Raw genomic sequence first — 14,076 nt, forward strand, 5'->3', positions numbered from 1 at the left:
GCCTGGCTCAGGCACGCTTTCGGCCGAAAGTCTTCTTCACCCGGTCCTCGACGCCCCAGGCGGCGATCCGCCACAGGGCCTCGGCCATGATGTCGCGGCTCATCTTGGAGTCCCCGTGCTCCCGCTCGACGAAGGTGATGGGGACCTCGACCACGTGGTACCCCGCATGGACCGTGCGCCGGGTGAGGTCGACCTGGAAGCAGTACCCCTGCGAGGCGATGTTCTCCAGGCCGATGCCCTCCAGTGTCTCCTTGCGGAAGGCCCGGAAGCCCGCCGTCACGTCGCGCACGTCGACGTCGAGGAGGATCCGGGAGTACGTGGAGGCGCCCTTGGAGAGGAACTCGCGCGACTTCGGCCAGTTCACGATGCGCCCGCCCGGGACCCAGCGCGAGCCGATCACCAGGTCGGCGCCGCCCAGCGCGGTGAGCAGCCGGGGCAGCTCCTCGGGCGGGTGCGAGCCGTCGGCGTCCATCTCGACCAGCACGCCGTAACCGTTGTCGATCCCCCAGCGGAAGCCTGCCAGATAGGCCGCGCCGAGGCCCTCCTTGCCCTTGCGGTGCAGGACCTGCACATGGTCGTCCTCGGCCGCGAGCTCGTCGGCGATCTTGCCGGTGCCGTCCGGGCTGTTGTCGTCCGCGACGAGGACGTGGGCCTCGGGAACGGCCGCGCGCACCCGGGAGACGATCGGCTTGATGTTCTCGGCCTCGTTGTAGGTCGGGATGATGACCAGGGCCGTGCCGAGCGGGCCGTAGCGCCGCTGTCCGCCGTCCGTCACTGGTGCTGCTCCTCCTGTCGCGCTTCCTGCTGGGTGGTGCCGTGCGTGTCGCCGGGGCGCCCGCTGGTCCTGCGGGCCCGGCGGCCGAGGAACCATGCCCCGGCGCAGGACAGGACGCCCACGATAGCGAGCGTCCATTCCGGCGCGGCACCGACGCGGTCGGCGAGCGTCCTGCCGTCGCGGAGCGGGAGCGTACCGGTGATCACGTCCTGGGTGAATTCCTCGGTGCGCTGCCGGACCGTGCCGTCCGGTTCGACGATGGCGCTGATGCCGCTGGGCGCGGCGGTGACGATCGCGCGGCCGTGCTCGACGGCGCGCAGCTTGGACATCACGAGCTGCTGCTCGGGCTGGCCCGTCTCGCCGTACGTCGCGTTGTTCGTCTGGACGACGAGGGCACGCGCGCCGTCGTTGACGGTGTCGCGGGGGATCTCGTCGTAGGCGACCTCGAAGCAGATGACGTCGCCGAGGCGGGCGGGGCCCGTCTGGAGGACGCCGGTGTGGTCGCCGGGGTAGAAGTCGCGGGGGACGCGCTGGAGCCGCGTGATGACCTTGGAGAGCTGGTCGCGGAAGGGCACGTACTCCCCGAAGGGCACCGGGTGCTGCTTGGTGTACGAGGCGCCGGGGCCCTTCTTCGGGTCCCACACGATGCCCTGGTTCTCGACGTACCCCTCCTTCTCGGGGTGGTCCACCAGGGCGCCGACGAGGACGGGGACGCCGATGGCCTTGACGGCCCGGTCGATGCGCTTCCCGGCCTCGGGGTACTTGTAGGGGTCGAGGTCCGAGGCGTTCTCGGGCCAGATGACGAGGTCGGGCTTCTTCTCCTTGCCCGCCTTGACCTTCGCGGCGAGGTCGAGGGTGGCCTCGACGTGGTTGTTGAGGATCTTCATGGGGCGGCCGAGGAAGTCCATCCCCGGCTGCTGGACGTTGCCCTGCACCACCGCGATCTGGACGGTGTCGTCGGCCTTGGTCGGCACGGGCACCGCGAACCCGGCCGAGGTGACGGCGGCGGCGAGGACGAGCGCGCCGCCCGCCGTCGCGTACGTACGGGACTCGCGCGGCGCCGTGCGCAGCCGCCAGGCACCCACGGCCGCGGCGGCGAGAAGGCCGCCCGTCAGGGCGACGGCGAACGTCACCAGGGGCGCGCCGCCGAGGGCCGCGAGCGGGGTGAAGGGCGAGCCGGTGTTGGCGAACGCGAGCCGGCCCCAGGGGAAGCCGCCGAAGGGGATCCGGTCGCGCAGGAACTCCTCGCACACCCACAGGCAGGCGCCCCACAGCGGCCACGCGGGCAGCCGCGAGGTGACCGCGAGCGCGGCGCCGAGGGCGACGACGAACAGCCCCTGGAGGAACGCCAGTCCGATGACCGCGTCCCAGCCCACGACGTGCAGCCACTTCAGGAGCAGCGTGAAGAAGGGCCAGCCGAAGGCGAGCCCGAGCCAGGCGCCCTGGCGTCCCGTGCGGCCCCGGGTGAGCAGGGCGAAGGCGGCGACGGCCACGAGCGAGAGCGGCCACAGCCCGTACGGCGGGAAGGCGAGGCCGAGGGCGCAGCCGCTCAGCGCGGCGAGGGCGCTGGGGAGCGCCTCGCGGCGCGCGAGCGCGCCGAGGCGGGCGAGCCGCCCGGGGCGCTGGGCGCGCTCGGGGCGCTCGCCGCCGGCGCCGCTCTCGCGCTTCTCGTCGGGCCGCGGCTCGCCCTCGGGTCCCGGCGCGTCGCCGGGCACGGTCGATGCCGCTTCCTGCTCCCCGGGTGCCTGGCCCGAGGGGGAAGCGGAGGTGGTGTCAGGGCCCGAAGCCAAGGTCGCGGCCTTCCTTGCAGGTCGTGCGGTGGTGAAGTGACCGTACAACGCGGAAGGGCGCACGCGGGGCGGGGGTTCGTAAAGCTGTGGAAAGCGAGAGAAGGCCGAGGTGACGCGGTTACCGCCCGGTATGGACCGGCTCGCCCCCGGGACCCTCGGCGCCCCCCGGCTCCCGGGGAGGGGCTGCGGATCGGGGCCCGGTGCCCTTCGGGCCGACCTGGGACCCGCTGGCTGCGGGCCGACCGAAAGCCGTTGTCTACTGAGCGTCCGGGCCCCGCCCCGGGTCACACCTGCCGACCAGCCAAAAGCTTCCGCCCCCGTGCCGCGGGCGCTGGACCTGGCTCCCAGTGGTGGTGTACCGGTGCGGCGCACCACCCCATGGCCCAGCGGCGTTCGACGACTGCGCGGAAGTTTCCCGGTCGGACGTCCTGTGGTGGACCCGGCCGAACCTACCCGCCCACGGCCGTTTCCTGTCAACAGCCTCCTGGCCTGGGGTGTTTCAGCAAATCAGCAGGTCAGTGCGGAGGGGGTGCGCGTACCGCGACAGGCCGAGGCGATCTCGTTCGGCGGTATCGGGCGACCGTACATCACTCGTTCGGCCGTGCGTAGACCGTTTGTCCAGCGACCACCGTCCGCAGACAGACCGGGAGTTGGCCGCCCGGGGTGAGATCGGGCAGGCCAGGGGTGCCGGAGCGGGGGTCCGTCGACCAGTTCGCGACGCGGGTGTCGGGCGTCTGGACGATCAGCTCGCCGGTGCGCCAGAGCACGTAGTCGGCGGGCGCTCCGGGGACGAGGACGCCCGCGTCGTCACGGCCGAGCGCGCGCCAGCCGCCGCGCGTGTGGGCGGTGAAGGCACCCCGCACGGAGATGCGGTGCTCGGGGGTGCGGTGGAAGGCGGCGGCGCGGACGGTGCCCCAGGGGTCGAGCGGCGTGACGGGGCTGTCGGAGCCGAGGGCGAGGGGGACGCCCGCGCGCTGGAGGGCGGCGTACGGATTGAGGGTGCGGGCCCTGTCGGTGCCGAGGCGGCGCGCGTACATGCCGTCGTCGCCGCCCCAGGCCGCGTCGAACGCGGGCTGGACGGAGGCGGTGAGGGCGAGGTCCGCGAGGTCGGCGATCGTACGTGCGGTGAGCATCTCGGCGTGCTCGACGCGGTGGCGGGCCGCGCGGACGCGGGCGAGGCCCACGGTCTCGGCGGCGCGGCGCACGCCGCCGGTGACGGCCTCGATCGCGGCGTCCCCGATGGCGTGGAACCCGGCCTGGAGCCCGGCCTCGGTGCAGACGGCGACGTGCGCGGCGACCGCGTCGGCGTCGAGATGGGCGGAGCCGGTGGTTCCGGGAGCGTCGGCGTACGGGGCGCACAGGTGCGCCGTGTGGGAGCCGAGGGAGCCGTCGGCGAAGAGGTCGCCCGCGGCGCCGAGGGCGCCGAGTTCGCTCACCCGTGCGGCTTCCTTTGCTGAGGTGACGAGTTCGGCCCAGTAGCCGAAGACCCGGGGGCCCGGCTCACCGGCGGCGAGCGCGAGGAGCGCGGCGAAGTCCTCCTCGCCGGAGATCCGCGGGCCCGCGCACTCGTGGACGCTGCCGATGCCGACGGAGGCGGCGTGCGCGAGCGCGGCCCGCTGCGCCTCGGCGCGCTGGGCCGGGGTGAGCGTGCCGTAGGCGAACTCGCGTACGGCGTGGTGCGCGTCGTCGGTGAGCGGCGCGTCGTGCGCGTACCCCTCGCGGCCCGTGACGCCGGGCACGAGGTCGAGGAGCGCGGTGGTGACGAGCGCCGAGTGCTTGTCGACGCGCGGCAGGTAGAGGGGCCTGCCGCCGGTGGCCTCGTCCAGCTCGGCGCGGCGCGGGGGCCGCTGCTCGGGCCAGGCGCTCGCGTCCCAGCCGGCGCCGAGCAGCACCCGGTCGCCGGGCCGCTCCCGGGCGTACGCGCGCACGCGGGCGAGCGCGTCGGCGAGCGTACGGGCGCCCGCGAGGTCGAGTCCGGTCAGCGCGAGGCCGGTCGCGGTGGTGTGGACGTGCGCGTCCGTGAAGGCCGGGGTGACGAGCGCGCCGTCGAGGTCCACGGTCTCGTCGACGCCGTCCGCGAAGGAGTCGGCGGCCCCCTCCGAGCCGATCCAGGCGATGCTGTCACCCTCGACGACCATCGCGGTCGCAAAGGGGTCGGCCGGGCTGTGGACCTCGCCGCCGCGCAGCAGGGTGGTGCGGGGCCTGTCGGGGTGGAGGGCTGCCTTGTCGCTCATGGGGACAGTCTCCCGCCCCGCGGCCCGCCCCCGGCGCGCGGGGTCGGCGCGTCACCCGCCGCGACGGCGGCGGCGTCAGACGCGGGGCGGGCGCGACTCGTACGGGGTGGAGAGGACGACCGTCGTACGGGTGGAGACGCCCGCCAGGGTGCGGATGCGGGCGAGCAGGTGCTCCAGCTCGATGGGGGTGGCGACGCGCACCTTGAGGATGTAGTTCTCGTCGCCCGCGACGCTGTGGCACGCCTCGATCTCCGGGATCTCGGCGAGGCGGTCGGCGATGTCGTCGGGGGCGCTGGGGTCGAAGGGTTTGACCGAGATGAACGCGGTGAGCGGCAGGCCGACGGCCTCGGGGTCCACGAGCGCCGCGTACCCCCGGATGACGCCGCGCTGTTCGAGGCGGCGCACGCGCTGGTGCACGGCCGAGGTGGACAGGCCGGTGGCCTTGCCCAGGTCGGTGTAGCTCATGCGCCCGTCGCCGACGAGCAGTTCCACGATCTGTCGGTCGAGTTCCTCCACGGTGGATCACCGTACTGCGCCGGGCACGCTCCGGCACAGCGGACGGTGCCGCCGGAGCACACCCCCGGAGGTTGTGTGACCAAGGCCACATCTGTGCGCCCGTGTCCTCCCGTGTGTGGCGATTATGCGAGTGGCACGGCGGGAAGTGCTTGCTGTGGCCGGAGCCCAGCCCGGTCGGTCCACCCGAGGGGGATTGCATGCGCACGATGAAGTCGGTCCACGCCGTTCGGAAGGACGCGGCGGCGGTGGCCGCCGGGAGCGGCCCGGAGACAGGTGCCGAGGGCATCGACACCGGGGACCTCGACAGCGAGACCTTCGAGAGCTACCGGGTGAACTGCCCGGACTGCGGGCAGCCCATCGCGCTGTTCGCCCAGGAGGAGAACCTTCCGGTGCACGCCCTGTGCGCGACGCCGTGGGACCCGTTCGGACTGACGATGTGCCAGGGCGCGGGCCGTCCCGTGGCGGACGCGGCGCCGTCCGGCGACGGAGAGGGCGAGACCAGGGAGCGCGCCGTGGCCGAACTGCTCACGCTGCCGGAAGGACTGGACTGGAGGACGCAGCCCTTCTCCCACGTCGGTGGACCGGGATCCCGGCCCATGCGGCGCGAGCGGGTGCCCGCGCAGCGCTGACGCGGCCCGCTCCCCTGTTCCACGCACACGCACCACGCATCACGCACCACGAGAGGCGCCCCCTTCCGCAGGGGGCTCCACTCCCCGTACATGAGTACGACCTCTCCTACGCCTCCCCCAGCTCCTCCCAGTACGTGCCTTTCAGCATCCGCTCCAGCGTGGCGCGGTGCATGATCAGGTCGTCCGGGTCCGGCGGCGGCACGGCCTCGCCGAAGTGGACGCGGCGGTAGGCGATACGGAGCATCACGATCGCGTGCCGCAGCGCCGCGTAGAAGGTGTGGAAGTCCATCGCGCGCGGGGTGTGCCCCGTCAGCTCCGCGTAGCGCGTCTCGACGGCGCGGCGGCGGAAGAGGTCCGGCAGCCCTTCCTGTCCCGTGGACTCCGTCAGGTCCTGGAAGAAGCGGTGCAGATAGACCGTCCAGCCCAGGTCCAGTTCGCGGGGGCCGAGGGCCGCCATCTCCCAGTCGAGGACGGCGGCGGGCGCGAAGCCGTCGTAGACGATGTTGCCGATACGGGCGTCGCCCCAGCACACGACCGTATCCCCGTCGTCCTCCGGCCAGTTGGCCTCCAGCCAGGCGAAGCCCCGCTCGATCACGGGTGAGCGCGGCCGGTCCGCGACGACCCACGCGTAGTAGCGGCGCTGGGCGGCCACGTGCCGGCGCAGGGGGGCGCCGGGCCCCGGCTCGGCGAGGAACCCCGCCCGGTCCGCGGGGACCTGGCCGTGCAGCCGGGCCAGCACGGAGAGCGTGCCCTCCTCCAGCGCGGCACGCTCGGCGGGGGTGGCGGAGTGGAGCCAGTTTCCCTCGTACGTGTAGGGCATGACGTCCGGTGGCACGCGCCCCTCGACGCGCTCCATCACGAAGAACGGGGCGCCGAGCGGCCGTTCGTCCTCCTCCAGCCACAGCACCCGGGGCACGGGCACGTCGCTGTGCTCGGCCACGAGCCGCTGCACGCGGTACTGGCGGGCCATGTCGTAGCGCGGGAAGACCGTGTACGCGGCGGGGTCCGCGGCCAGGCGCAGGGCGCACCCGGTGGCCGGGGCCCCGGGGTGGTCCAGGCCGAACAGGACGGTCTCGCTGGACATCCCGTTGCTCTCGGGCACCACGGGGTCCAGGGCGCGGGCGCCGGGGAGCCGCGCGGCGAGCCAGGCGTCGAGGCGGCGGCCGAGTTCGCCGGGCCGGCGTGTGGTCGTACGGGGGCGGTCCTGGGCAGTCATGGCCGCTCCTCACCCGCGGCGGGCGCGACCGAGTCGAACCCGGTGAAGCCGCTGGGGTCGTGGCGGCCGATGCTGCCGTGCTCGAAGATCCCGTACCCGGTGCGTCCTTCGAGCGTGAAGCGGGCGGCGTGGTCCGTCACGCCGTAGGCCGCCAGGGGATGGGCCGCCGGGTCGGTGAGGTCGTACGTACGGCGGTCGGTCCAGTCTCTGCCCTGCCAGGTGCCGTGCTGCCAGTCGTCGGCGGGCGGGTATCCCGCGCCGACGGCGAGGGGCGAGGAGGTGAGGACCTCGGCGCGGAGTTCGAGGGGCTTGCGGTCGGCGGGGTCGGTGAGGTGGAGGACGGCGCGCTCGGGGTGGCGGGTGCCGGGGCGGTAGGCGATGTCGGCGTACGGCCAGCCGAGCTGGCGGTCGCGGCGGCCCTCGCGGACCTCGACGGCGCTGTTCAGGGTGCGGTGGCCGTCGGCGTCCTCCTGGAGGATCACCATCACGAAGCGGTCGTCGAAGCGGGCGGGGCACCAGAGCCAGTGGAAGCCCTCGGTGGGGTGGTCGGCTGCGGCGCGCCCGGCGTCCTCGCCCGGGATGGGGCGCACTCCCCAGCTCCGGTCGCGGGTCCCGGTCCACTCCCCCGCCGTCACGGGGATGACGGCGCCGTCCGCGCGGACGGTGCCGGTGACGGAGCCCGCCTGCACGAAGCGGCGGGCCTCCAGGGTGAGGCGGCCGCCCCGGCGCTGGGTGTGGTGGGGCTCCCAGAGCGCGGGGAAGTCCGCGGTCCAGGCGAGGTCGAAGGAGAGCGAGGCGGGGTCGTCCGGGTCGGGCTCGCACCGCAGGCGGAAGCGGCGCAGCGGCTCCTCGACGGTGATGCGGAGCGGGCCGACGGCGAGCCGCGTCCGGTCGTCGCCGAGCGCGTCGGAGGCGCGGACGGCGCGGAGGCGGCCGTCGGCGGTGCGCAGCGTGGCGTAGGCGTCGATGACGCCGGTGTTGGGGTACACGCCGAGGCCGGTGATCAGGAGCGTGTGCCCGGCGTGGTCCAGGACCTGGAAGATGCACCGGTCGTAGGCGTTGCGGTCGCCGGTGACGACGTGGCGCATGGAGAGCGGGGCCTGGTGGACGGGGTACTCGTCGAGGGCGACGGGACGGTCGTCGTCGGTCACGGGCTGCCTCCCGGGCTGCGTGCCGTACGGAAAGGGATTTGACGGTACGTCAGCTCGCGGGAGGGGGCCAGAGTCGAACGGCCGCTCGCACCGTGGACGTACGGTGATCAATTCGCTTGCGGGCGGGGCCTGTTCCGCCCAGGGTGTCGCTCATGACACGAGTGACGATCGTCGGCCTGGGGCGCGGGCTGCTGCTGGCCCGGTGGTGCGAGCGGCTGGGCTTCGAGGTGGCGGCGGTGTGCGACCCGGACGAGGGACTGCTGGCGGCGGCCGCGAAGGAGTTCCCCGCCGCGCGTCCGGCGTCCGGGTGGGCGGACGTGCTGGCGGACGGCGCGGACGCGGTGGTGCTGGCCAACGACTTCGACGGGCACGCCGAACCCGCGATCGCCTTCCTGGAGCGCGGGGTCCATGTGCTGAGCGAGTGCGCGGCGTGCGTGACCGAGGACGAGGGCCGGGCGCTGGTCGCGGCGGCCGAGGCGTCGACGGCCACGTACTCCTTCGCCGAGAACTACGTCGAGCACCCTCACGTCCGTACGGTCGCGGAGGCGCTGAGGTCCGGGGAGGTGGGCGAGGCGCAATTGGTCGAGTGCGACTATCTGCACGCGCTGGGGCCCGACGACATCCGCGCGCTCGCCGGGGACCCGGCGCACTGGCGCGGCCGGATCTCTCCGACGGCGTACTGCACCCACACCCTCTCCCCCGTTCTCGACGTGAGCGGCGCCTGGCCGGTGGAGGTCACCGCGCATCCGGTCGGCCCGGGCGCGCGGCCGATGGCGGTGGTGCTGGTGACGCGGCTGTCGACGGGGGCGCTGGCCGTGACCCGGCAGACGTTCCTCCAGGGCGAGCCGGACAGCCACTGGTCGTGGCTGTCGGTGCGCGGCTCCGAGGGGCTCGCGGAGTCGCTGCGCGCCCCCGGGCCCGACGCGTGGTCCGTGCGGGTCCGCCGCGAGGGCTGGGCGCGCGGCGGCGAGCCCGCCGACGAGGTGCGGGCCCCGGAGGAGGTACGGCTCGCGGGTGGGCCCGTGGACCCGATGGAGGCGGGCACGGCACTGATCGTCGAGGGCTTCCGGCGCACGGTCGTGGAGGGCGCTCCCCCGCGCGTGCCCGTGCGCGCCGCCGTCGCCGCCTCGCTGGTGGGCGTGGCGGGGGCCCGTTCGCTCGCGGAGGGCTCGGTGCCGGTGCGGATGCCGGACGTCGCGGGGTGGTGAGGGCGTCTCCGCGCACGCCGGGGGGGGGAGGAAGAGGTCCCGGGGGCCTCGTGCGTACGCGCTTCGCGGGCGGGAACCCGTGCAGCGGCACAGAGGAGGCACTCATGGCACGGTCGCAGTCGTCGTCACGGAACAAGAGCGACAAGGCGGTGGTCCGGGCCCTGCTGGAGCGGCACGGGCAGACATACGCCCGTGAGGCGGGCATCACCCTGCGTGACACGCCCTCGCCCCTGTACCGGCTGCTGGTCCTCTCGCTGCTGCTGAGCGCCCGTATCCGCGCCGACATCGCGGTGGCGGCCTCGCGCGCGCTGTCGGACGCGGGGATGCGCACGCCCCGGCGCATGGCGGACGCGACGTGGCAGCAGCGGGTGGACGCGCTGGGCGAGGGCGGCTACCGGCGCTACGACGAGCGCACGTCCACCCAGCTCGGCGAGGGCGCCGAGCTGCTGCTCAGCGAGTACGGCGGCGACCTGCGCAAGGCCCGCCGGGACGGCGACGTCGCCAAGGCGCTGCGCGAGGTGCCGGGCATCGGCCCGGTCGGCGTGGCGATCTTCCTGCGGGAGGCGCAGGCGGTGTGGCCGGAGTTCCGCCCGTATCTGGACCGCAAGGCGCTCCAGGGCGCGGGGGAACTGGGCCTGCCCGAGTCCGCGGAGAAGCTGGCGGACCTGGTCCCGAAGGACGACCTCGCACGGCTGGCGGCGGGGCTGGTGCGGGCGGCACTCAGCTCTGAGGTGGCCGAGGACGTACGGGAGGCGGCGGGCGTCTAGCGGCGGGGTCCCTTCCCGTCGGCCCGGGAACATTCGTCCAAGACGCGCGGGGGCCACGGCGGGGATAGTCGGACGTGCACGGCGGGGCCACGGGGGACTCCGCCGTCGGCCGTCCGCCGAAGTCACGTCCGTCCGCCAGTCCGCCAGTCCGCCAGTCCGCCAGTCCGCCAGCGTCACGTCCGTCCGGGAGGGGCACCTCATGGGTCCAGAAGCCGCAGCGGGCTGGGAGGTGACCGTACCGGCCGGGGGCACCCGCGTGGACGGTGTCCAGGTCGCGGAGTTCCGCGACCGGCTGGGCACCGGGCTGGACATGCGGGTCGTGCCGCAGCCGGTGGTGACCGTCGTGCTCGGCTTCGCGGACGACATGCTGACGGTCGAGCACCCGGGCGGCAGCCGGACGTTGGGGAGCCTGGTGGCCGCGCCGTTCCCGGGCCGCGCGCGGGTGCGCGGTACGCGCGTCGACTGTGTGGAGCTGCATCTGTCGCTGCCCGTCGCCTCCTCCCTGCTGGGCGTCGCCCCGTACGAGCTGGACGGGACGGTGGCCGACCTGGAGCACGTGTGGGGGCCGGAGGCGGGACGCCTGCGGGAGCAGCTCTCCGCCGCCGGGACCGGGGCCCGGCGCTTCGCGCTGCTGGACGAGTTCCTGGCGGGACGGTGCGCGCGGAACGCGCGGGCACCGGCCGTCGACCCGGAGGTGGCGGCCGGATGGGAGCGCATCGTCCGCGGGCGGGGCCGGGTACGCGTCGCCGACCTGGCCGCCTCCTGCGGCTGGAGCCGCAAGCGGCTGTGGTCCCGGTTCAACGCCCAGCTCGGCCTGACCCCGAAACGCGCCGCGATGCTCGTCCGGTTCGACCACGCCGTCGCCGCCCTGCGCGCGGGCAAGGACCCCGTCGAGGCCGCCGCGAGCTGCGGCTATGTCGATCAGTCCCATCTGCACCGCGACGTGGTCGCGTTCGCCGGGTGCACGCCCGGCGAACTGGCCGGCGCCACCGGTGCGGCAGCAGTCGACGAAGGGAAGCACGGATGACCACCACCGACACCGTGGCCGCCGCCGAGGCGGCGTGCCGGGGCCCGCAGGAGGACGAGAGACTGCTGGTCGGGCTCGTGTTCGGCAGCATGGCCGCGCAGACCGTACGCGCGGCCCTCCGGCTGCGCGTGGTGGAGCTGATCGGCGACGCGGAGCGGCGGGCCGCCGAGGTCGCCGCCGACGCCGGGGCCGCCGTCCAGCCCATGACCAGGCTGCTGCGCGCCCTGACGAGCCTGGGTGTCCTGCGCGAACACGCCCCGGACTCCTTCTCCGTCACCCCGGCGGGCGCACGGCTGGACCCCACGCGCCCCGACTCGCTCGCCTCGCTGGTACGGATGTTCACCGAGCCGGCCATCCTGCGGGCCTGGGAGCACCTGGACACGAGCATCCGCACCGGGGACATCGCCTTCGACACGGTGTACGGAACGGACTTCTTCAGCCACCTCAAGGAACTGCCCGAACTGTCAGCCGAGTTCAACGCGGCCATGAGCCAGGCCGTCCAGGAGGCCGCCGCCGCGCTGCCGTACGCGTACGACTTCGGGCGGTTCACCACCGTCGCCGACATCGGCGGCGGCGACGGCACCCTGCTCAGCGGGATCCTGCGCGCCCACCCGGCCCTGAACGGCATCCTGTACGACACCGAGGAGGGCCTGGCCCAGGCTCCGGCCACCCTGGAGCGGCACGAACTCGCCCACCGCTGCTCCCTGGTGGCCGGAGACTTCTTCCGCTCGGTTCCCGGGGGCGCCGACCTCCATGTGATCAAGAGCGTGCTGCACGACTGGTCGGACGAGCAGGTGGTCACGATCCTCACCCACTGCCGCCGCGCCCTGCCGCCGGAGGGGCGGGTGCTGATCATCGAGCCCGTACTGCCCGAGGTGGTCGACCCGGCGACCGCGGACCTGACCTATCTCAGCGACCTCAACATGCTGGTCAACCTGGGCGGCAGGGAACGCACCCGGGCCGACTTCGCGGAGGTGTGCCGCCGCGCGGGCCTGGCCCTGGCCTCGGTCACCCCTCTCGAACAGGCCCCTCCCTACCACCTGATCGAGGTCACACCCGCCTGACGCCCGGCGCCTCCGGGAGGGCCTCCTCGCTCCCGGCAGGTGCGTCGTCGGCGGCGGGGGTCTCGGGGGCCGGGCGCAGGGCGAACAGCAGCACGGCGGCCCCGGCCAGCGTGATCAGCATGATCCAGGCGGCGCCGACATGCAGGGCGTGGATGAACGCGTCGTCGGCCGCGCGCCCGAGCGCGGGCCGGTGGGTGGTGGCGGCCAGGTGACGGGCCTGTTCGGCGGAGACGCGCGCCTGTTCCCGTACGGGGGCGGGCAGGCCGTCCAGCGAGGGTTCCATCGCGCGCCGGTACACGAGTGACAGGATCGTGCCGCCGACCGCGACTCCGATCACGCTGCCGGTCTGGCGCACGGTGTTGGTGACGGCCGAACCGGCCCCGGCCCGCTCCAGCGGCAGCGTGCTGATCAGCGCGGCCGTCACCGGGCCGATCACCATGCCAACGGAGAGTCCCTGGACCAGCAGCAGGACCTCGATCCCGGCGAGGGGCGTCCGCAGCCCGTAGAGCCCGCCGGCCCCCATGGCCAGCGCCGCCACCGTGAGAGCCGGAACGGCGACGAGCCGCAGCGGACGGCGGCGGGCCAGGCGCGCGCCGAGGGGCGCCCCGAGGACCGCGCCGAGCGCGGTCGGGAGGCTGGCCAGTCCCGCCTCCATCGGCGAATAGCCGCGCGCTCCTTGCAGGTAGAACGCGTTGAAGAAGGTGATCGCGGCCACGGCGAAGAGGAGCAGCCCGAGCGCCAGGTTGCCGCCGCCGAAGGCGCGCTGGGCGAGCAGGCGGGGGTCGAAGCTCGGGGATTTGATCCGCGCCTCGACGCGGACGAAGACGGCGAGCAGGAGCAGTCCGAGGAGGATCGGGGCCCAGACGTCCGCGCGGTTCCAGTCCGTCACCTGGCCCGCGCGGATCAGTCCGTAGGCGAGGGCCGCGAGGCCGCTGGTCGACAGCAGCATCCCGGCCGGGTCCAGCGACCGCGCCACGGGGCTGCGGAAGTTCGGGACCAGCAGGGCGACGCCGGTCAGCGCCAGCACGACGACCGGGACGTTGACCAGGAAGACCGAGCCCCACCAGAAGTGTTCGAGAAGCACCCCGGCGAGCACCGGGCCCGCGGCCATCCCGACACCGGCGGAGGTCGAGGAGACGGCGATCGCGGTCGACCGCGCCGGGCCGGTGAAGGTCCACATCAGGAGGGCCAGGTTGGCCGGCATGATCAGCGCGCTGCCGACCCCCATCGCCGCCCGGGCGGCGACGAGTTGCCCCGGGTCGCCCGCGTACGCCGCCCACACCGAGCTGCCCGCGAAGACCACCAGGCCCGCCATGAGCACGGTCCGGTGACCGAACCGGTCGCCCAGCGCGCCCGCGGTGAACATCAGGGTGGCGAAGGCCAGCGTGTACGCCCCGGTGGCCCACTGGAGCGCGGCGGGGCCCGCGTCGAGCCCTCGGACCGGGTCCGCGAGTGTCTCCAGTGCGGTGCTCATGACGGTGTTCTCCAGCCAGATCAGCAGTGAGCACACCATCAGCACGGCAAGTATCAGATGCCGCCGGGACTTCGGCAACGCGGATGCAGTCATGAGCACCTTCGGATTCGGCCTGTAAAACCTGACGGCCGGGACCGTAAGGAATTCTCAAGCGTGTGTCAATTCCGCGAGGTGTCAGGAAAGTTGGCGTTCTCCGAGCGATTCCGAGGGCACATCGACGAGCCC

At 74.1% G+C, this 14,076-nt stretch carries 12 protein-coding genes; 5 read left to right on the forward strand and 7 right to left on the reverse strand.

Annotated elements, in window-relative coordinates; genetic code table 11:
- Positions 1-7 precede the first annotated feature (7 nt).
- The 4 genes from ABD343_RS34340 to ABD343_RS34355 all read right to left on the reverse strand — a co-directional run bounded on the left by ABD343_RS34340 (position 8) and on the right by ABD343_RS34355 (position 5,315).
- Positions 8-775 (reverse strand): polyprenol monophosphomannose synthase, encoded by a 768-nt coding sequence (locus ABD343_RS34340; protein WP_344534008.1) that lies wholly within the window; start codon positions 773-775, stop codon positions 8-10.
- The gene (gene lnt, locus ABD343_RS34345; protein WP_344534010.1) at positions 772-2,565 is read right to left on the reverse strand and encodes an apolipoprotein N-acyltransferase; all 1,794 of its coding nucleotides are present in this window, start codon (positions 2,563-2,565) and stop codon (positions 772-774) included. Before lnt ends, ABD343_RS34340 begins: the two co-directional genes overlap by 4 nt.
- Positions 2,566-3,152: 587 nt before the next feature.
- Entirely contained in the window at positions 3,153-4,799 is a 1,647-nt protein-coding gene (locus tag ABD343_RS34350; protein WP_344534012.1) for an amidohydrolase, read from the reverse strand.
- A 75-nt stretch (positions 4,800-4,874) separates the two neighbouring features.
- Positions 4,875-5,315, reverse strand: coding sequence for an Lrp/AsnC family transcriptional regulator (locus tag ABD343_RS34355; protein WP_344534014.1), 441 nt, complete (start codon positions 5,313-5,315; stop codon positions 4,875-4,877).
- A gap of 197 nt (positions 5,316-5,512) precedes the next feature.
- On the opposite strand from ABD343_RS34355, the gene ABD343_RS34360 reads away from it, so the two are divergent.
- Entirely contained in the window at positions 5,513-5,944 is a 432-nt protein-coding gene (locus tag ABD343_RS34360) for a hypothetical protein (protein WP_425578348.1), read from the forward strand.
- 106 nt (positions 5,945-6,050) lie between these two features.
- Here the strand turns inward: ABD343_RS34360 and ABD343_RS34365 are convergent, their stop codons facing one another.
- Together ABD343_RS34365 and ABD343_RS34370 are read right to left on the reverse strand one after the other, a co-directional pair.
- The gene (locus tag ABD343_RS34365) at positions 6,051-7,160 is read right to left on the reverse strand and encodes a phosphotransferase family protein (protein WP_344534016.1); all 1,110 of its coding nucleotides are present in this window, start codon (positions 7,158-7,160) and stop codon (positions 6,051-6,053) included.
- Entirely contained in the window at positions 7,157-8,311 is a 1,155-nt protein-coding gene (locus tag ABD343_RS34370) for an Rv3169 family protein (protein ID WP_486387853.1), read from the reverse strand. The genes ABD343_RS34365 and ABD343_RS34370 overlap by 4 nt, the downstream gene beginning before the upstream one ends.
- 152 nt (positions 8,312-8,463) lie before the next feature.
- Here ABD343_RS34370 and ABD343_RS34375 point away from each other — a divergent pair, with 152 nt between their 5' ends.
- The 4 genes from ABD343_RS34375 (at position 8,464) to ABD343_RS34390 (ending at position 12,377) form a co-directional block, all read left to right on the forward strand.
- Positions 8,464-9,519 carry a Gfo/Idh/MocA family protein gene (locus tag ABD343_RS34375; protein ID WP_344534018.1) on the forward strand — a complete coding sequence of 352 codons (1,056 nt, stop codon included), beginning with the start codon at positions 8,464-8,466 and terminating at the stop codon, positions 9,517-9,519.
- A gap of 104 nt (positions 9,520-9,623) precedes the next feature.
- Complete coding sequence (locus ABD343_RS34380) at positions 9,624-10,286, forward strand: HhH-GDP family DNA glycosylase (RefSeq protein ID WP_344534020.1); 663 nt, start codon at positions 9,624-9,626, stop codon at positions 10,284-10,286.
- Between the two features lie 199 nt (positions 10,287-10,485).
- Complete coding sequence (locus ABD343_RS34385; protein WP_344534022.1) at positions 10,486-11,313, forward strand: helix-turn-helix domain-containing protein; 828 nt, start codon at positions 10,486-10,488, stop codon at positions 11,311-11,313.
- Positions 11,310-12,377, forward strand: coding sequence for a methyltransferase (locus tag ABD343_RS34390; RefSeq protein ID WP_344534024.1), 1,068 nt, complete (start codon positions 11,310-11,312; stop codon positions 12,375-12,377). Before ABD343_RS34385 ends, ABD343_RS34390 begins: the two co-directional genes overlap by 4 nt.
- On the opposite strand, the gene ABD343_RS34395 is transcribed toward ABD343_RS34390, so the two are convergent.
- A complete protein-coding gene (locus tag ABD343_RS34395) occupies positions 12,364-13,944 on the reverse strand; it encodes an MFS transporter (protein ID WP_344534026.1) in 1,581 nt (526 codons plus the stop codon). The two genes, ABD343_RS34390 and ABD343_RS34395, sit on opposite strands and share 14 nt — an antisense overlap.
- Positions 13,945-14,076: the final 132 nt, after the last annotated feature.

This window comes from Streptomyces albiaxialis (genome assembly GCF_039530985.1).
GTDB lineage: Bacteria > Actinomycetota > Actinomycetes > Streptomycetales > Streptomycetaceae > Streptomyces > Streptomyces albiaxialis.